This is a genomic window from Micromonospora sp. NPDC049081 (assembly GCF_040648835.1).
In the GTDB taxonomy this organism is placed as follows: Bacteria; Actinomycetota; Actinomycetes; order Mycobacteriales; family Micromonosporaceae; genus Micromonospora; species Micromonospora antibiotica.
In genome coordinates this window covers 165773-184376 of the sequence record NZ_JBEZEK010000008.1, presented here as the reverse complement: position 1 = coordinate 184376, position 18604 = coordinate 165773, and the positions used below count along the sequence as shown (strand labels likewise).

The 18604-nt window shown below is 73.8% G+C and carries 16 protein-coding genes; 9 read left to right on the top strand and 7 right to left on the bottom strand.

The features are described from left to right. Window positions 1-137 precede the first annotated feature (137 nt). Together AB0B63_RS14955 and AB0B63_RS14950 are read right to left on the bottom strand one after the other, a co-directional pair. Window positions 138-1574, bottom strand: a complete 1437-nt coding sequence (locus AB0B63_RS14955; RefSeq protein WP_357018565.1) for an ATP-binding protein — start codon at window positions 1572-1574, stop codon at window positions 138-140. Further along, entirely contained in the window at window positions 1571-3229 is a 1659-nt protein-coding gene (locus AB0B63_RS14950) for an FAD-dependent oxidoreductase (protein WP_357018562.1), read from the bottom strand. Before AB0B63_RS14950 ends, AB0B63_RS14955 begins: the two co-directional genes overlap by 4 nt. A gap of 313 nt (window positions 3230-3542) precedes the next feature. On the opposite strand from AB0B63_RS14950, the gene AB0B63_RS14945 reads away from it, so the two are divergent. After that, window positions 3543-3866, top strand: a complete 324-nt coding sequence (locus AB0B63_RS14945; RefSeq protein ID WP_208565979.1) for a TraR/DksA C4-type zinc finger protein — start codon at window positions 3543-3545, stop codon at window positions 3864-3866. Window positions 3867-4501: 635 nt separating this feature from the next. On the opposite strand, the gene AB0B63_RS14940 is transcribed toward AB0B63_RS14945, so the two are convergent. Further along, window positions 4502-5335, bottom strand: a complete 834-nt coding sequence (locus AB0B63_RS14940) for a helix-turn-helix domain-containing protein (RefSeq protein ID WP_357018559.1) — start codon at window positions 5333-5335, stop codon at window positions 4502-4504. A gap of 102 nt (window positions 5336-5437) precedes the next feature. Here AB0B63_RS14940 and AB0B63_RS14935 point away from each other — a divergent pair, with 102 nt between their 5' ends. Together AB0B63_RS14935 and AB0B63_RS14930 are read left to right on the top strand one after the other, a co-directional pair. Next, window positions 5438-6316: an oxidoreductase gene (locus AB0B63_RS14935; RefSeq protein ID WP_357018556.1), complete on the top strand. Its 879-nt coding sequence runs from the start codon at window positions 5438-5440 to the stop codon at window positions 6314-6316. A 93-nt stretch (window positions 6317-6409) separates the two neighbouring features. Further along, window positions 6410-7327, top strand: a complete 918-nt coding sequence (locus AB0B63_RS14930) for a diacylglycerol kinase family protein (protein WP_357018553.1) — start codon at window positions 6410-6412, stop codon at window positions 7325-7327. Here AB0B63_RS14930 and AB0B63_RS14925 read toward each other — a convergent pair. Further along, on the bottom strand, window positions 7290-8180 hold the full coding sequence (locus AB0B63_RS14925) for an EamA family transporter (RefSeq protein WP_357018550.1): 891 nt from the start codon (window positions 8178-8180) through the stop codon (window positions 7290-7292). The genes AB0B63_RS14930 and AB0B63_RS14925 overlap by 38 nt on opposite strands. Continuing rightward, window positions 8177-8866: an HAD-IA family hydrolase gene (locus AB0B63_RS14920; RefSeq protein ID WP_357018719.1), complete on the bottom strand. Its 690-nt coding sequence runs from the start codon at window positions 8864-8866 to the stop codon at window positions 8177-8179. Before AB0B63_RS14920 ends, AB0B63_RS14925 begins: the two co-directional genes overlap by 4 nt. Before the next feature lie 164 nt (window positions 8867-9030). Between AB0B63_RS14920 and AB0B63_RS14915 the strand changes: the two genes are divergently transcribed. Together AB0B63_RS14915 and AB0B63_RS14910 are read left to right on the top strand one after the other, a co-directional pair. Further along, the gene (locus tag AB0B63_RS14915) at window positions 9031-11835 is read left to right on the top strand and encodes a DEAD/DEAH box helicase (RefSeq protein WP_208565974.1); all 2805 of its coding nucleotides are present in this window, start codon (window positions 9031-9033) and stop codon (window positions 11833-11835) included. Between the two features lie 167 nt (window positions 11836-12002). Then, entirely contained in the window at window positions 12003-12890 is an 888-nt protein-coding gene (locus AB0B63_RS14910) for an MHYT domain-containing protein (protein WP_208565973.1), read from the top strand. A gap of 116 nt (window positions 12891-13006) precedes the next feature. Here the strand turns inward: AB0B63_RS14910 and AB0B63_RS14905 are convergent, their stop codons facing one another. Next, on the bottom strand, window positions 13007-13927 hold the full coding sequence (locus tag AB0B63_RS14905; RefSeq protein WP_208565972.1) for a 5'-3' exonuclease: 921 nt from the start codon (window positions 13925-13927) through the stop codon (window positions 13007-13009). A 240-nt stretch (window positions 13928-14167) separates the two neighbouring features. On the opposite strand from AB0B63_RS14905, the gene AB0B63_RS14900 reads away from it, so the two are divergent. Then, a complete protein-coding gene (locus tag AB0B63_RS14900; RefSeq protein WP_357018546.1) occupies window positions 14168-15235 on the top strand; it encodes a DUF4037 domain-containing protein in 1068 nt (355 codons plus the stop codon). Between the two features lie 117 nt (window positions 15236-15352). On the opposite strand, the gene AB0B63_RS14895 is transcribed toward AB0B63_RS14900, so the two are convergent. Further along, a complete protein-coding gene (locus tag AB0B63_RS14895) occupies window positions 15353-16486 on the bottom strand; it encodes a glycoside hydrolase family 5 protein (RefSeq protein ID WP_357018543.1) in 1134 nt (377 codons plus the stop codon). Between the two features lie 192 nt (window positions 16487-16678). Between AB0B63_RS14895 and AB0B63_RS14890 the strand changes: the two genes are divergently transcribed. Genes AB0B63_RS14890 through AB0B63_RS14880 form a run of 3 tightly spaced genes read left to right on the top strand, consistent with a single transcriptional unit; the run spans window position 16679 to window position 18597 of the window. Further along, window positions 16679-17821 (top strand): acyl-CoA dehydrogenase family protein, encoded by a 1143-nt coding sequence (locus AB0B63_RS14890; protein ID WP_219461965.1) that lies wholly within the window; start codon window positions 16679-16681, stop codon window positions 17819-17821. A 9-nt stretch (window positions 17822-17830) separates the two neighbouring features. After that, entirely contained in the window at window positions 17831-18046 is a 216-nt protein-coding gene (locus tag AB0B63_RS14885) for a DUF433 domain-containing protein (protein ID WP_208565968.1), read from the top strand. Between the two features lie 59 nt (window positions 18047-18105). Beyond that, window positions 18106-18597: an Lrp/AsnC family transcriptional regulator gene (locus tag AB0B63_RS14880; RefSeq protein ID WP_208565967.1), complete on the top strand. Its 492-nt coding sequence runs from the start codon at window positions 18106-18108 to the stop codon at window positions 18595-18597. Window positions 18598-18604 lie beyond the last annotated feature (7 nt).

The window sequence follows — 18604 nt, the reverse complement described above, 5'->3', positions numbered from 1 at the left end:
TAACTGCCGGGCGACAGGAGGGGAACCACTACTTGTCCCCGTCGGCGATCAACCATTATCCTCCGTGAGCGCGCGATCACTGTCCCGTATCGCCCGGTCTCTCCACTCCTGTCCCACCGGTCAGCCTGTCCCGCCGGTCAGCCGGCGCGGGCGGGCGCGGTGAACGGCAGCAGCACCCGGAACACGGTCGCCCCCGGCACGCTGTCCACCCGGATGTCGCCGTGGTGTTTGTTGACCACGATCCGGTACGAGATGTCCAACCCCAGACCGGTGCCCTCACCGACACCCTTGGTGGTGAAGAACGGCTCGAAGATGCGTGGCCGTACCGCCTCGGGAATGCCGGGTCCGGTGTCGGCCACCTCGACCGTCAACAGGTCGCCGGCCCGCCCGGTGCGCAGTGTCAGCACGCCCTGCGCGCCCATCGCCGACAGGGCGTTGTCGATGAGGTTCGTCCACACCTGGTTCAGCTCAGCCGCGTACGCCGGCAGGGGCGGCAGGTCCCGGTCGTAGTCGCGGACCACCCGTACCCCCGGCGGGATCTTGGCCTTGAACATCACCAGGGTGGCGTCGAGCAGGTCGTGCACGTCCACCACCTGGTGCGGGGCCCGGTCCAGCTGCGAGTACTGCTTGGCCGCGCCGACCAGGGTGGAGATCCGGGTGACCGCGTCGTCGATCTCGGCCATCAACTGCTCGGTGTCCAACGTGTACGCAAGCCACCGCACCGCCGACTCCAGGTCCTGCGGGCCGACCACCTCGCGGACCTGCTCCAGCCAGGCGACGTCCAGGCCGGCGGCGACCAGTGTCGGCGCCAGGTCCCAGCCGGCGGTGAGCCGCTGCCCGTCCAGCCAGTCGGCCAGCTCGTCCTCGGCGTCGCTGACGGCCATCGGGGACAGTTGCGGCGCGCGGGCGGCCCGCTTCACCGCCTCCTCCTGCAACTCCACCAGGGCGTGCAGCCGGCTGCCGTCGAGCCGGCCGTCGGCGATCATCGCCAGTTTGTGCCGCATCCCGGCGACCCGGTCCCGCAACGCCGAGGTGGCCCGTACGGCCGCGCCGGCCGGGTTGTTCAGCTCGTGGGTGAGCCCCGCCGACAACGAACCGAGGGCGAGCAGCCGTTCCCGCTCGCCGACGATGCTCTGGGTGTCGCGCATCCCGAAGAACAGCCCCTCCAGCAGGTGCATCGCCATCGGGAACCAGGTCCGCACCGCGTGGGCGAACGTCTCGGAGGGCAGCACCAGGAACTCGGCGTCGGTGACCGCCCGCAGGGTGTTCAGGTAGACCTGGTCGACCTGCCCGCCCAGGTACGCCTGGGTGGCCCCGCCGTACACCCCGCGCTGGTCGGTGCGGTTGACCTCCAGGTCGTCCCCGTGCACCCGCCGGCTCATCGACACGGTGCCGGACAGCAGGGTGAAGAAGCAGGTCGCCGGCTCGCCCTCGGCGTAGACGACGGTCCCGGCGGCCCGCTGCTCGACCCGGCCGTGCTCGGCCAGCCAGTCGAGCTGCCCGGCGTCGAGGGCGGCGAACAGGAACAGCTCCCGCAGCTGGTCCGGGGTGAGTCGTTCGTCGGAGTCGCTCACTGTGCCTCCAGATAACGGTGTACCAGCGAGACGGCCATCGCGCCCTCACCGACCGCCGAGGCGACGCGCTTGACCGACGAGGCCCGCACGTCCCCGGCGGCGAACACCCCCGGCAGGCTCGACTCGAGGTGGTACGGGTCACGGGCCAGGGTCCAGCCGGGTGGTCGCCGGCCGCCTGCGGTCAGGTCCGGGCCGGCGACGATGAAGCCCCGCTCGTCGCGGACCAGCACCCCGTCCAGCCACTCGGTGCGTGGTTCCGCGCCGATGAAGATGAACAGCCAGCTGGCGTCCATCTCGCGGACGTCGCCGCTGCGGGTGTCGCGCAGCCGCAGTCGTTCCAGGTGCCCGTCACCGTCGCCACCGACCACCTCGGTGTGCGGGTGCACGACGATCCGGTCGTTGCGTTCCAGCTGCTGGATCAGGTACGACGACATCGAGGCGGTCAGGTCGGCGCCCCGGATCAGCAGGTGCACCTGGCTTGCGTACCGGGAGAAGTGCACCGCCGCCTGGCCGGCCGAGTTGGCCCCGCCGACGATCCACACGTCCTGGTCGACGCAGCTCGGGGCCTCGGTCGACGCGGCGCCGTAGAACACCCCCAGCCCGGTCAGGTCGGCCAGGCCGGGCGCGTCGAGCACCCGGTAGGACACCCCGGTGGCCAGCACCACCGTGTGGGCGGCGATGGTGCTGCCGTCGCCGAAGTGCAGCAGCCGGGCCGCCCCGGCGCTCTCCAGCCCCACCACCTCGCGGGTGCTGAGCAGTTCCGCGCCGAACTTCAACGCCTGCCGGCGGGCCCGGTCGGTGAGCTGGGCGCCGGAGACCCCGTCGGGGAAACCGAGGTAGTTCTCGATCCGGCTGCTCTGCCCGGCCTGGCCGCCGGTGGCCCGCCGCTCCACCAGCACGGTGCGCAGCCCTTCCGACGCCCCGTAGACGGCCGCGCCGAGCCCGGCCGGCCCGCCACCGACCACCACCAGGTCGTAGAAGTCGGCGGACGGGGCGACGGTGAGCCCGGCCACCGCCGCCAACTCCGCCTCCGTCGGGGCGATCAGCGCCTTGCCGTCCGGGGTGACCACCAGCGGTACGTCGGTGGCGTCGGCCCCGGCGGCGGCGAGCAGCCGGCCACCCTCCGGGTCGTCGGTGAGCAGCCAGCGGTAGGGCACCAGGTTGCGGGCGAGGAAGTCCCGGACCGCGAACGACGGGGCCGACCAGCGGTGCCCGACCACCCGGATCTCGTCGCTGGCCTGGTCGGGGCTGGCCGCCCAGGCCTCCAGCAGGGTGTCCACCACCGGGTAGAGCTTCTCCTCCGGCGGGTGCCACGGCTTGAGCAGGTAGTGGTCCAGGTCGACCACGTTGATCGCGTCGATCGCCGCCTCGGTGTCGGCGTACGCGGTCAGCAGCACCCGGCGGGCGGCCGGGAAGAGGTCCATCGCGGCCTCCAGGAACTGGATGCCGTTCATCTCGGGCATCCGGTAGTCGGCCAGCAGCACCGCCACCCGTTCGCCGCGCAGCTTGATCTCCCGCAGCGCCTCCAACCCGCCGGAGCCGGAGTCGGCCCGGACCACCCGGTAGCGGTCGCCGTAGCGGCGGCGGATGTCCCGGGCGACCGCCCGGGAGACGGCGGGGTCGTCGTCGATGGTGAGGATCACCGGCTGTGCCATGGTGCCCATGTAAGCACAGTCGTCGGGCCGGTCGTCCGGGCCGCCGACGGCGGCCCGGCAGTGGTCGGCCCGACGGTGGTTATCCGTTGGTTTTCCCCCGGACACGGCCTATGGTGGGCCCCATGTACCCGGCCGTCAGCCCCCGCCTGACCGCCACCGGTTCCCCGGTGGCGGTGGTCGTGGTGGGCCGGGGGCGGCCGAGCCCGATCCCCGCCGGGCGTGGCCCACCCGGAGACCGCGCATCCTCCGTAACGGCCACCAGGGCGAAGCCAGCAGGCTTCGGCCCTTTTTCTTTTCCCGAAAGGACCCGTCCATGAGCACCGATCTGCACGACCAGGCCGACCAGCACCGGCTGACCATGCTCCGCGAGAGCCTCACCGACCAGTTCGCGTCGCAGACCGCCCGGTTGACCGAGTTGACCGCCGACACCGGCGACCCGGCCGAGGCGCACACCCGGGGCGCGCTGATCGCGGCCACCCGGCAGAGCCTGGACCACCTGGCCGGCGCGCTGCGCAGGATCGCCGAGGGGAGCTACGGCCGCTGCGAACGCTGCCAGGTGGCGATCCCCGCCGAACGGCTGGAGGTGCTGCCGCAGGCCCGCTTCTGCGTCCCCTGCCAGCAGAAGGCCCACGGCTGACCCGTCCGACCCGGACCCGGCGCGGCGGTGGCGTGTGCCACCGCCGGCTCCGGCCGGCGGGGTGGTCGGCCGGAGCCGGGCCCCTGCGGCGACGGGGAGCAGACGGTGGGGCCCGGACCGGCGGGCGGGACTGGTGGGTGGTTCGCGTCCTTTCGAGCTGATGACGTCGACGCATCATCCGCCGCAACGTGTCCACCCGCGCCGATGCCACACCCGCCCGTGCCGGACGACATCGGCTGACCGGTGCCGCAAGCGCCTTGAGTCGGCCGTCAGCGGGCAGGCTGCCCGGACCTGGCGACCCCGTGGGAACCGTCGCCCGGCAGCGCCGACACTCCGACCGGTCGCCGCGCGACCGGGGCACGCCGGTGCCGTCGGTGCCCCTCGGCGGGACCCTCGCCGCGGTCCCCGCCGAGGGCTGAGTCGTTGACGTCATCAGATCGAAAGGACGCGAACCGACCATCCTTGCCCCGTACGTTCGGTCCGTGAGGAATCCCGGAACGAATGGTGACGCCGAGGATGATCTCGGCGTTCCTGACGTTCGACGCACGTGCGGAGGGCCCCGGCCAACATGGCCGGGGCGGTGGCGGACTGACTGTCCGGCGTGACGTCGCTGACGCGGATCACCCGGACCCGCTTCACGGCGTGACCGTGTGGACCGCGCCGACCCGCAGGAACTCCAGGCGCTCGGCGGCGGCGCTGCCGGCCGCCGCGGTGTAGACGGTGATCCGCAGGTCGGAGCCGGCGACGGTCAGCACGTCACAGTCCAGCTCCAGATCACCGACCAGCCGGTGGTGCATCGTCTTGCGGGAGCTGACATGCCGTCCGGCCGCACCCGACCGCCACAGGCGCCGAAAGCGCGGGCTGGCCGCGCAGACCTCGTCGACGAGGGTACGCAGCTCCTCGTCCTGCGGATAGGTGGTGACGGCCTGACGCAGGTCGGCGACCAGCGCCCGGTCGATCTCCTCGTCCGGCCCGTGGCTGTTCGCCCAGTTCGGGGGAGCGCAGAAGGTCGCCCGGATCACGTTGCGGTCGGCGGGCGGGCTGCCCGCCGGGTCACCGCAGAGGGCGCTCCACATGGTGTTCCAGGTGATCAGGCTCCAGTCCGCCGCGTAGACCGCCACCGGGTAGTCGGTCATCCGGGCGACCAGCCGCTGGACCCCGGGCGGAATGCGCACCGGCACCGTCCGGCCGGTCGGCACCGGCAGCCCGGCGGCCTGGTGCAGAAGGGCGTTCTCTGCCTCGTCGAGGTGCAGCGCGCGGGCCAGCGCGGCCACGATCGGCTGACTGGGCCGCCGCGACCGGCCCTGCTCCAGGCGGACCAGATAGTCGACGCTCACCCCGGCCAGACCGGCCAGCTCCTCACGGCGCAGCCCCTGCGCCCGGCGTCGCCCGTGCCCGGACAGGCCCACGTCGGCGGGGGAACACCGGTCCCGCCACGCCCGCAGAAGACTGCCGAGATCGTTCGTCATGGCCCCATGATGGCCGGGCTCCCGGCGGGTTGCCTGGTAACGCCGTTCCTACCGTAGCGGCGGGCCCTGGCTGACCGGCCGGCACCGGACGACCCTCGACGTATGACACCATCTCTCGCCGGGCGTACCGTCGTGATCACCGGAGCCAGCAGCGGCATCGGCCGCGCCACCGCCCGTACCCTGTCCGCCCGGGGCGCCCGGGTCGTCCTCGCGGTCCGCGACCTGGGCCGGGGCCGCGCCGCCGCCGCCGACCTGCCCGGCCGGGCCGAGGTGCGGCGTCTCGACCTGGCCGACCTGTCCTCGGTCCGCGCGTTCGCGGCGGCCTGGACCGAACCGGTCGACGTGCTGATCAACAACGCCGGGGTGATGATGCCACCGCCGGGTCTGACGGTCGACGGCTTCGAACCGCACTTCGGCATCAACCACCTGGGCCACTTCGCCCTCACCAACCTGCTGCTCCCGCGGATCACCGGCCGGGTCGTCACCGTGTCCGCCGGCGGGCACCAGGCCGGCACCCTGGACCTGGACGATCCGCACTGGCGGCGTCGCCCCTACCGGCCGTTCGCGGCGTACGCCCAGTCCAAGCTCGCCAACCTGCTCTTCACCGCCGAACTCCAGCGCCGCCTCACCGCGGCCGGCTCGGCCGTCCTCGCCACCGCCGCCAACCCCGGCCTGGCCGCCACCGACCTGCTCAGTCACGGCGGCAGCCGGGCGGTCCGCTGGACGAACGCCCTGTTGCGCCCGCTGTCGCAGTCCGATGTGGGCGGCGCCCGAACCACCGTGCACGCCGCCACCGCCGACCTGCCCGGCAACAGCTACATCTCACCGAGTGGCGTGACCCAGTCCCGGGGCCGGCCCAGGGTCACCACCCCGTCGAAGGCGGCCCGCGACCCCGAACGTGCCCGCCAGCTCTGGACCCTCTCCGAGAGCATGACGGCCACCACGTTCCCCCTGCCCGAGCCACCCCACCTAGCAGCCTAGGACGCTTTAGGGGTGGTGGCTCGGCCCGCACAACCCGTCGAAGGGGGATCGGGGGTCAACCCACGGGACAGTCGAGCCGGTACGGTGCTCGCCGTGACCGCAGACGATCGCCGGCCGGCCGGTCCGGTCGCCGTGCTCGCCAACCCCGCCGCCGGCCGGGGGCGGCACCGGGCGTTGCTGCCCCGGGTCCTCGACGGCCTCGCCGCCGCCGGCCACCCGGTGGAACTGCTCACCGCGCGCGACCCCGCCGGGGCCGAGGCGGCCTGCCACGCGGCGGTCGCCGCCGGTGCGTCCGCGCTGGTCGCCGTCGGTGGCGACGGCACCGTCCACCGGGCGCTGCAGGCGGTCGGCGGTACGCCGGTGCCGTTCGCCCCGGTCCCGGTCGGCACCGGCAACGACTTCGCCGCCGACGCGGGGTTCCCGGCCGATCCACTCGCCGCCGTCGCGGTGATCGCCGCCGCGCTGCGGGCCGGCCGGACCCGTGCGGTCGATCTGGCCCGGATGACCGGCGGCGACGGCACCGACCGCTGGTACGGGGCGGTCCTCGCCGCCGGCTTCGACGCGATCGTCAACGAGCGGGCCAACCAGATGCGCTGGCCGCGCGGCCCCCGCCGGTACGACCTGGCGATCCTCGTCGAGCTGGCCCGGTTGCGCCCGCGCCGCTACACGTTGCGACTCGACGGCGTCGCGCACGAGCTGGACGCGGTGCTGGTGGCGGTGGGCAACGGTGCCCGTTACGGGGGCGGCATGCGGATCTGCCCCGCCGCCGACCTCACCGACGGGCTGCTGGACGTGGTGGTCGGCGGCCGTTTCGACAGGCGCACCCTGATCCGGGTCAAACCGCGCATCTACGCCGGCACCCACGTGACGCATCCGCTGGCGAGCAGCTTCCGGGCCCGGACCGTCGAACTGGCCGCCGAGGGCATCACCACCTACGCCGACGGGGAACGGTCCCTGGACCTGCCGGTACGGATCAGTGCGGTGCCTCGGGCGGTGCGTCTGCTGCGGTGAGCGGCCCCCGGGGTGCGGCGGCCCGGACCGCGCCGATGCTGGCGACGACCACCAGGCCGATCGCCAGCACCTCGACCGGGTGCAGGTCCTGGCCGAGGATCAGCCAGCCGGCGAGCGCGGCGAGCGCCGGCCCGAGACTCATCAGCACCGCGAAGGTCGAGGTGGCCAGCCGGCGCAGGGCCAGCAGTTCCAGGGTGTAGGGCAGCACCGAGGCGAGCAGGGCCAGCCCGGTGCCGAGGGCCAGCACCCCCGGATGCCACAGTCGCGCCCCGGCGTCGGCCAGACCGAACGGCAGGGTGAGCACGGCGGCGAGGGCGAGGGCGAGGGCCAGTCCGTCGGCGCGGGGGAACCGGCCGCCGACCCGGGCGGAGCAGACGATGTACGCCGCCCACAGCGCGCCCGCCCCGAGTGCGAGGGCGGCGCCGACCGGGTGCAGCCGGTCGAATCCGCCCTGGCCCAGCAGGGCCACCCCGGCGAGCGCGAGCCCGGCCCAGCACCAGGCCGTCCACCGGCGGGCGGTCAGCACCGACAGGGTGAGCGGCCCGAGCACCTCCAGGGTCACGGCCGGGCCGAGCGGGATGCGTTCGATGGCCTGGTAGAAGACCGAGTTCATGCCGGCCAGGGCGAGGCCGAAGGTGCCGACGGCCAGCCAGTCCGCCCGGTCGTGCCCGCGCCACCGGGGACGGCACACCAGCAGCATCAGCAGCGCCCCGATGGCCAGCCGCAGGGTGACCGTGCCGGCCACCCCGACCCGGGGGAAGAGCAGCGCGGCGACGGCGGAGCCGAAGTGCACCGACAGCGCCCCGCCGAGCACCAGTCCGACCGCCGCCGCCCGGCCGGAAGTGTCGATCATGGGGAGGGCAGGGCCAGGTCGAGCACGGCGCCGAGGCCGTTGGGGCGGCCGGGGCCGGCGGCCGGCAGCACCAGCGCGCCGCACCCGGCGGCGACCGCCCCGGCGTCGGCGGGGGTGTCGCCGACCATCAGGGTCCGCTCGGGGTCCACCCGCAGCATCCCGCAGGCCCGCAGGAAGATGCCCGGGTCCGGTTTGCACCGGCCCACCTCGTACGACAGTGCGTACGCGTCGACGAGGTCGGCCAGCCCCCAGGCGGCGAAGAACGGCCGCAGGTCGAAGCCGATGTTGCTCACCACCGCCACCGGAATCCCGGCGGCCCGCAGTGCGGTCAGCACCGGCGCGGTGTCCGGGTAGGGCACCCAGCCCTGCGGCACCAGCACCCGTTCGTAGAGCGCCTCGGCGAAGCCCTCGATCCCGGCGTCGACCGTATCGGCCAGCCCGGTGTACGCGGCCCGGTGGGCGTGCTCGTAGAGATCCCGGTCGGCCCACAGCTCGGCCAGCCGGGGTGGCACCCGGGCCGGCAGCGGTCCACCGGCCCGGCCCGCGGTGAGCAGCCGGTCGGCCAGCGCGGTGGCCCGCATCCGCTCCAGGCTCACCCCGCACGTCGCCGCGGCGGCGACCACCCAGTCGTGGGCGGGTTCGACCTGGGCGAGGGTGCCGTGGAAGTCGAAGAGCACGGCCTGCACGGGGCGGCGGGACGCGTCGGTTCGGGGGGTGTCCCCGACGCCGTTCGTGGCTTCGGGCGGTTCGACGTGATCCGGCACGTCGTGCACCCTACCGACCCGCCCCGACCCCGCTGCCGGACGGCCTTGGCGGGTGGCCGTCGGGGGTACCGATTAATCTTGCTGACATGTCGAGCCCCGCCGAGCGGTACGCCGAGGCACGCCGCCGGGCTGCCCAGGCCGCCCAGTTCCCGGCCCTGGAAGAGTTCGCCCTCGACCTGGGGTTCGATCTCGACGATTTCCAGCGCGAGGCGTGCCAGTCGTTGGAGCGGGGCAGCGGGGTGCTGGTCTGCGCCCCGACCGGGGCGGGCAAGACGGTGGTGGGTGAGTTCGCCGTCCACCTGGCGTTGCGGGGCACACCTGCGGCGGTGTCGGCGGCGGCCGACGAGCCGGCGACGCCACCGGTGCGGCGCAAGTGTTTCTACACCACGCCGATCAAGGCGCTGTCCAACCAGAAATACCACGACCTGGTGCAGCGTTACGGGGCCGCACAGGTCGGCCTGCTCACCGGCGACAACGCGATCAACGGGGACGCCCCGGTGGTGGTGATGACCACCGAGGTGCTGCGCAACATGCTCTATGCCGGGTCGACCACCCTGGCCGGCCTGGCCTACGTGGTGATGGACGAGGTGCACTACCTCGCCGACCGGTTCCGGGGCGGGGTCTGGGAAGAGGTGATCATCCACCTGCCCTCCTCGGTGACCCTGGTGTCGCTGTCGGCGACGGTCTCCAACGCCGAGGAGTTCGCCGACTGGCTGGTCACCGTGCGCGGTGAGACGGCGGTGGTGGTCAGCGAGCACCGGCCGGTGCCGCTGTGGCAGCACATGCTCGTCGGCAAGCGGATGTTCGACCTGTTCCACGACGCCGACGCGGCCCGCAAGCACGACGTGCATCCCGAGCTGCTGCGCTACACCCGGGAGCAGACCCGGCGGCTGGAGCTGGGGGAGGGGCGCAGCGCCGGCCCCGGCGGCGGGCGGCGTGGCCCGCGCTGGCGGGGGCCGATGCGCCCCGACATCGTCGACCGGCTGGACCGGGAGGGGCTGCTCCCGGCGATCCTGTTCATCTTCAGCCGGGCCGGCTGCGCCGCCGCCGTGCAGCAGTGCCTGGCGGCCGGCCTGCGGTTGACCTCGGCGGAGGAACGCGCCGAGATCCGCCGGGTGGTGGAGTCGCGGGTCACCGCGATCCCCGGTGAGGATCTCAGCGTCCTGGGCTACTGGGAGTGGCTCGACGGGTTGGAGCGTGGTCTGGCCGCCCACCACGCCGGGATGCTGCCGGTGTTCAAGGAGGTCGTCGAGGAGCTGTTCGTCCGGGGCCTGGTCAAGGCGGTCTTCGCCACCGAGACCCTGGCGTTGGGCATCAACATGCCGGCCCGGTGCGTGGTGCTGGAGCGGCTGGTCAAGTTCAACGGCGAGGCCCACGTCGATCTGACCCCGGGGGAGTACACCCAGCTCACCGGGCGGGCCGGTCGACGGGGCATCGACGTCGAGGGGCACGCGGTGGTGGTCTGGTCGCCGGAGACCGACCCCCGGCACGTGGCGGGCCTGGCCTCCACCCGCACCTATCCGCTGCGGTCGAGCTTCCGGCCGTCGTACAACATGGCGGTGAACCTGGTCGGCAGCGTCGGAGTCGAGCCGGCCCGCGCGTTGCTGGAGTCGTCGTTCGCGCAGTTCCAGGCGGACCGCTCGGTGGTCGGGCTGGCCCGCCAGGTGCAGCGCAACACCGAGACCATCGAGGCGTACGGCGCGGAGGCGGTCTGCCACCAGGGTGACTTCGACGAGTATTTCGCGTTGCGGGTGGCCATCGCCGACCGGGAGCGGGCCATCGCCCGGCAGGGGCAGACCCAGCGTAAGGCCGCCGCGGTGGCGGCGTTGGAGCGGTTGCGGGTCGGTGACGTGATCCGGGTGCCGTCCGGCCGGCGGGCCGGGCTCGCGGTCGTCCTCGACCCGGCGACCGGGGGGTTCGGGGAGCCCCGGCCGCTGGTGCTCACCCAGGACCGTTGGGCGGGGCGGATCAGTCCCGGCGACTTCACCACCCCGGCCGAGGTGCTCGCCCGCATCCGGGTGCCCAAGCACTTCAACCACCGCTCGCCGGCCGCCCGGCGGGATCTCGCGGCGGAGGTGAGCAGCACCGGGCTGGACCGGCACGGCGGTCGGCGGGGCGGGCGTTCCCGGCAGGCCGCCGGTGAGGACCACCGGCTCAGCCAGCTCCGCACCGAGCTGCGTCGGCACCCCTGCCACGCCTGCCCGGAACGGGAGGACCACGCCCGTTGGGCGGAGCGGCGACGCCGGTTGGAGAACGACACGGAGGAGCTGCGGCAGCGGGTGTCGGGGCGGACCGGCTCGTTGGCCCGGACCTTCGACCGGATCGTCGCGTTGTTGACCGCCCGGGGCTACCTGTCCGCCGACGGGCGGGTGACCGACGCCGGGCGGATGCTCGGCCGGATCTGGACCGAGGCGGACCTGCTGGTCGCCGAGTGCCTGCGGCGGGGCGTCTGGGACGGGCTGTCCCCTGCGGAGTTGGCCGCCGCCGTGTCGGTGGTGGTCTTCGAGGCCCGCCGGGACGTCGACGAGCGGGCGTCGTTGCCGCGCGGGCCGGTCGCCGACGCGGTCGACGAGACGCTCAAGTTGTGGAGCGAGATCGAGGCCGACGAGGCGCAGCGGGGGTTGACCGTGACCCGGGAACCGGATTTCGGGTTCGCCTGGCCGATCTACCGCTGGGCGCGGGGGGAGACCCTGGCCAAGGTGCTCGCCAGCGGGCACCAGATCGACGGTGAGATGCCCGCCGGGGACTTCGTCCGGTGGGCCCGGCAGGTCGCCGACCTGCTCGGTCAGCTATCCGACTCCGGTGGGGCGTCGATCGAGCTGCGGGCCACCGCGCGGCAGGCGATCGCGGCCGTGAACCGGGGCGTACTCGCCCATTACACCTCCGCCTGATCATCACTTTCGGTCACCGACGGGCGGTGAATCGACGCATCGCACGGTCACCGTGACGGCACCCGCCAGGAAACCGGGGGGCCGATGTTGCGCCTGCTCGGAGCCTCCCCGATCATTGCTCGGGCGCGGTCTCCTACGCGCCGGTAATGAGTGGGGGGAAGGCCGCCGTGGCGGAGATCAATCACTTTGAGTACGGGTGGATCACACCCGCGTTGAGTTACGCACTGTCCGTTCTCGGTTCGTTCCTCGGTCTGGTCTGCGCCGGGCGGATCCGTACCGCCTCCAGCTCCGGGCAGCGCTTCTGGTGGGGTCTGCTGGCGGCATGGGCGATCGGCGGCACGGCGATCTGGGCGATGCACTTCATGGCCATGCTCGGCTTCGCGGTCACCGGCACCCGGATCCGCTACGACGTTCCGCTCACCGTCGCCAGTACGGTGATCGCCGTCACCGCCGTCGGGATCGGCCTGGCCATCGTCGGCACCGGTCGGCTGGGTGCCGCGAAGGTCCTCGGCGGTGGCCTGTTCACCGGCATCGGTGTCGCCGCCATGCACTACACGGGGATGGCGGCGATGCGACTCAACGGCGACCTGAGCTACGACGCCACCCGGGTCGGGCTGTCGGTGGCCATCGCCGTCGTCGCGGCCACCGTGGCGCTGTGGCTGGCGATGACCGTCCGCCGGGGGCTGGCGATCGCCGGGTCGGCCCTGGTCATGGGGGTCGCCGTCAACGGTATGCACTTCACCGGGATGAGTGCCCTGTCGGTGCACCTGCACGAGCGGCGCGGCGAGCTGACCGGCGCGGGGGTGAGCACGCTGCTGGTGCCGATCGTCCTCGCGGTGATCCTCGTGGTGGTCGGGCTGGTCTACGCGTTGCTCGCCGCCCCCACCGACGACGACCGGGCCGCCGCCGCCTACCTGCACGCCCGGCAGGCCAACGCGCCGGTGGTCGAACCGGAGACCGCCCCGGACCCGGTGGGACTGCGCAGCCGGTCGGCCACCCTGGGTCGGCCGGGCACCCCGTTCCCGTCCCGCCGGGACGTCCCACCCCCGCGCTGACCGGGCCCGCACCGGGACTGTTCCCCGCCGCGCGTACCGGGCGTGCGGCGCGCGTACCGGACCCGGCCCGGCCGGGACGTCCCCCGGCCGGGCCCGCACAGCCCTCGCCGGCCGGGTCAGGGCTGCGCGGCGAGGGCGTCGACCAGCCGTCGGCAGGAGCCGGCCAGGTTCCACCGTTGGGCCAGCTCCAACAGCCGGTCGGGGTCGGCGGGCGCGGTGGGTAGCGTGGTGACCAGCGTCGGCAGCGGCACGTCGGTGGCGACCCGGACCACCTTCGGGGCCACCGCCAGATAGTCGCGGGCGCCGTCGAGCTTGGCCCGCAGCCCCGGGGCGAAGCCGGAGCCCGGGTCGTCGAGCGCGGCGAGGATGCCGGGCAGGCCGCCGTAGCGGTCGATCAGCCGGGCGGCGGTCTTCTCGCCGACCCCGGGCACCCCGGGCAGCCCGTCGCTCGGGTCGCCGCGCAGCGCGGCGAAGTCGGCGTACCGGTCGGCGGGAACACCGTAGCGGGCCCGGACCGCGGCGTCGTCGCAGTCGTCGAGCTTGGCCACCCCGCGACCGACGTAGAGCAACCGGACCCGGCGGGCGTCGTCGATGAGCTGGAACAGGTCCCGGTCGCCGGAGACCACCTCCACCGGGCCGGGTTGGGTGACCGACAGGGTGCCCAGCACGTCGTCGGCCTCGTAGCCGGTGGCCCCGGTGGCGGTGATGCCGATCGCGGCCAGCACGTCGAGGATCACCGGCACCTGCGGGGAGAGGGTGTCCGGCACCTCCTCACCTCCCTCGGGGGCGACCCGGTGCGCCTTGTACGACGGCAGCAGCTCCACCCGCCAGGCGGGCCGCCAGTCGTGGTCGAGCGCGCAGACCATCCGGTCGGGCCGGCGGGTGCGGACCAGGTGGGCGAGCATGTCGAGGAACCCGCGCACGGCGTTGACCGGCTGGCCGTCGTCGGTCCGCGCCGCCGACTCGGGCACCCCGAAGTAGGCCCGGAAGTAGAGGCTGGGGGCGTCGATCAGCAGGATCGGGGGTTGGTCTGCCACGCCCGACAGCCTGGCACACCCCACCGACGGGATGGGGGACGGCACGACGGTCGACCCGGGCCGCAGCTCGGGCCGGCCGGTGACGCGGTGTTCTCCCGCACCCGTCGGGTCACCAGGGCACCGGCACGGTGGCCACGATGACGGTGTCCCGGCCGTACCGGACCCGGAGCCGGTCGAGTAACCGGTGGTGGGCGGGAAACCGGCGTGACACCCACCGGCCGGCGGGGCGAGACTGCGGGCATGGAGTTCGTGCCCGGTCTGGTGCTGTGCCGCCGCTTCCACGACGAGGTCCTCGCGCCGCTGCTGGCGAGCCGACTGCCGGGCCTGCGGTACTCGGCGGGGTTGCTCGACGGCGGTTCGGAGCTGCTGGGTCTGGACACCGAGCGCTCCACCGACCACGACTGGGGCCCCCGGGCGCAGATCTTTCTGGCCGAGCCGGCCGACCTGGCGTCGGTGCGGGCGGCGTTGGTCGACCTGCCGACCCGGTTCCTGGGCCGACCGACCCGGTTCCTCAGCTGGCCGACCGCCCGGCTGGGGGTGCCCGATGCCGCCGGGGACCGTAGCGGGGTCGAGGTGGCGGGCTGGCGGGACTGGCTGCGGGGCCGGCTCGGTTTCGACCCCACCGTCGCGGTCACCACCGACGACTGGCTCGCCACCCCGACCCAGCGGCTGGCCGAACTGACCGCGGGTGCGGTCTTCCACGACGGGCTCGGCGGCGCGGTCGGCGCGGTCCGCGCCCGCCTGGCCTGGTATCCGGACGACGTGTGGCGGCACGTGCTGGCCGCCGGGTGGACCCGGGTGGGGCAGGCCGAGCATCTCGTCGGCCGGTGTGCCGAGGTGGGCGACGCGTTGGGCAGCCGCCTGGTGGCCGCCCGGGTGGCCCACGACCTGATGCGTCTCGGTCTGCTGCTGCACCGGCGCTGGCCGCCGTACGACAAGTGGCTCGGCACCGCGTTCGCCGCGCTGCCGGATGCCGGGCCGGTGGTGGCGGCGCTGGCGGACACCCTCTCCCCGGGCGACTGGCCGCACCGGCAGGCGGGCCTGGTGCGGGCGTTGGAGACGGTCGGGGAGTGGACCAACGCCACCGGGCTGGCCGCGCCGGTCGTCACCACGGCCCGGCCCTTCCACGGGCGGCCCTTCCTGGTGCTCGACGCGCCCCGCCTCGCCGCCGCGCTGCGGGCCGCGGTCGTGGACCCGGCACTGCGGGACCGGCCGCTGGTCGGGGCCGTGGACCAGTACGTCGACAGCGTGGACGTGCTGACCCACCCCGATCGTGCGCGCCGGGTCTGCGCCGTCGTCGCCGGCTGACGGCACCGCCGGGGGGACGTGGCGTCGCCGGGCGGCGGTCTGCGTCGGGGTGGGTCGCGGCCACCGACGGTCGGCCCCGCCGCGTGCGGCGACGCCGACCGTCGTCGTCCAGCCGGGTCAGCCCCGGATCCGGCTGCGGATGAACTCCCCCGACTCGGTCAGCACGGCGGTGCCGGTGAAATCGGTACCGGCGCAGGTGCCCCGCCGGAACACCGAGTTGCTCTCCGGCCCGTCGGAGAAGCTCCACATCGCATAGCTGATCTTCAGGCTCTTGAGCAGGTCCAGCCAGGTGTTGGCGCTGTCGAGGTCGTTGGGGCCGTCGCCGGTGAAGGTCTGGGTGCCGAACTCGCTGACGAACAGCGGCAGGCTCCGGGCGGCCCGGGCCACCGTGGCCCGTTGCAGGTCCCGGTGGGACGCGGCGTAGAAGTGGAACGTGTACATGATGTTGGTGGCGTCGACCGGGTCGTCGATCACCTCGGTCTCGTCGGCGCCCTCGGAGACGCCGAGGGAGGAGAAGCCCCGGGTGCCGACCAGCACCACGCTGTCCGGGTCGGCGGCCCGGATCACCGGGATGACCTGCTCGGCGTAGCTCTTGATGTCGGCCCAGCCGACCCCGTTGGGTTCGTTGGCGATCTCCCAGAGCACGTTGGTCCGCTCGGCGTGCCGGGCGGCGACGTCGGCGAAGAACGACTGTGCCCGCTCCAGGTTGAACCGGGGGTCACCGGGGGTCAGGATGTGGAAGTCGACCACCACGTAGAGGCCGAGCGCGCTGGCGGTCGCCACGGCCTCGTCGACCCTGCGGGTGAAGCCGGCCGGGTCGGTCTCGAAGCCGCCCTCCTGGACGTACATGGCCACCCGGACGAAGTCGGCCTGCCAGTCGGTGCGCAGCGCGGCCAGCGAGTCCGGGTTGAGGCAGTTCGGAAAGAACTGGAGACCGTGGCTGCTCATCCCGCGCAGTTGGACCGGTTCGCCGGCCTCGTCGCACAGGTTCACCCCGCACACCCGTAGCCGGCCGTGCACGGCCACCGGGGACCCGGCGGGCGCGGTGGCCGGGCCCGCGGTGGGCCCGTCGGTGGCGGTGGCCGGGGGACCGGTGGTGCCGGTGGTCGGGTCGGTGGCGACGGGGCCGGCCGTGGCCGGTGGCGCGGGCTCGGTGTCGGCACTCGCGGTGGGGACGGCCAGGGCCGCCCAGCCGGTGACCAGGGCGGCGAGGGCCACCCCGGTCCAGGTCAGTGCTGCGCGTCGGTGCATCGGAATCTCCGGTCGGGCTCGTCGGGACCCGGGGAAGGCATCCGGTGGTACGAGATCGACGCGGCCACGGTTCACCCCGGGACGTGGTCGCGTCCCGACCGCCGGACTGGGCCCTGGCCCAAACGACCGTTAAGCTGACGGGGTGGCGCCCGACGACGGGCAACGGCTCACCACCCTGGAGTTCATCGCGCTATGACTGTCGACCGGATCCTGCCCACCGACGAGGCCCACGACCTGCTCGACCTCGCCACCGAACTCGCCGACCGGGAGCTCGCGCCGAGGGCCGCCGGCTTCGAGGAGCGCGCCGAGTTCCCCCGGGACGTGCTGCGCACCCTGGGCCGGGCGGGCCTGCTGGGCCTGCCCTACGCCGAGGAGCACGGCGGCGCCGCCCAGCCGTACGAGGTGTACCTCCAGGTGCTGGAGATCCTGGCCGGGCGCTGGCTCGCGGTCGCCGAGGCGGTCAGCGTGCACACCCTGTCCTGCTACCCGCTGGCCGAGTTCGGCACCGACGCCCAACGCAAACTGCTGCCGGACCTGGTGGGCGGGGAACTGCTCGGGGCGTACTGCCTCTCCGAGCCGCAGGGGGGCTCGGACGCGGCGTCGCTGACCACCAGGGCGGTCCGCGACGGCGACGACTACCGGGTCACCGGGGTCAAGGCGTGGATCACGCACGCCCGGGTGGCGGACTTCTACAACGTCTTCTGCCGCACCGGCGAGCCGGGCCCGAAGGGCATCTCCTGCCTGTTGGCCGACCGGGACACGCCGGGCATCGTGCCGCAGGCGGCCGAGCGGACCATGGGGCTGCGCTCCTCGCCGGTGGCGCAGGTCGCCTTCGACGACGCCCGGGTGCCGGCCGACCGGCTGATCGGCGGCGAGGGGGCGGGGTTCACCATCGCGATGTCCGCGCTGGACTCGGGTCGGCTCGGCATCGCCGCCTGCGCGGTGGGCCTGGCCCAGGCGGCGCTGGACTACGCCGTCGGTTACGCCCGGGAACGGCAGCAGTTCGGCCGGTCGATCATCGACTTCCAGGGGCTGGGCTTCCTGCTGGCCGACGCGGCCACCCAGATCTCCGCCGCCCGGGCGCTCACCCTGGCCGCCGCCCGGCTGCGCGACGCCGGCCGGCCGTACTCGATCGAGGCGGCCAAGGCGAAGCTGTTCGCCACCGACGTGGCGATGCGGGTGACCACCGACGCGGTGCAGGTGCTCGGCGGGGCCGGTTACGTGTCCGACCATCCGGTCGAGCGGTACATGCGCGAGGCGAAGGTGCTCCAGATCGTCGAGGGCACCAACCAGATCCAACGGCTGGTGATCTCCCGGGCGTTGGCGAGGGACTAGCCTGTGCCGGTGACCTTTCCCCGGATCACCATCGACCCCGAGGTGATGGGTGGCGCACCCTGCGTGCGGCAGTCCCGGATCCCGGTGGCGACCCTGCTGGCGATGATGGCGGAGGGGATGTCGGTGACGGACATCCTCACCGATCTGCCCTTCCTCGACGAGGACGATCTGGCCGAGGTGTTGAACTTCGCCGCGGACGCGGTGCGCGACCGGGCGGCCCGCTGAGCGTCACCTCCGGCGGGACGTCGTCGCCAGGGGAGCGCTCCACCGGGTAGGTTGCACGCGTGGAGGAGATCGACCGTGCCATCGTCGCCGCGCTGACCGCCGACGGCCGTCTGTCGTACACGGATCTGGCGGAGCGGGTCGGCCTGTCGGTCTCGGCCGTGCACCAGCGGGTCCGCCGGCTGGAACAGCGCGGTGTGATCAACGGGTACACCGCCCGGGTGTCGTTCGAGGCGTTGGACCTGCCGATGACGGCGTTCGTGGCGATCCGGCCGTTCGACCCGTCCCAACCGGACGACGCGCCGGAGCGGCTGGCCCACCTGCCCGAGATCGACTCCTGCTACTCGGTGGCGGGGGAGGATTTCTACCTGCTGCTGGTGCGGGTGGCCGGGCCGGCCGACCTGGAACGGGTGCTCCAGGAGATCCGTACCGCGGCGAACGTCACCACCCGCACGACGGTGGTGCTGTCGACGCCGTACGAGGGGCGACCGCCGAAGATCACCGTCGGCGAGTTGCGGCCCCGGGCCCGGGGTGGCGCGGAGGCGTCGGCCTGACACCCCC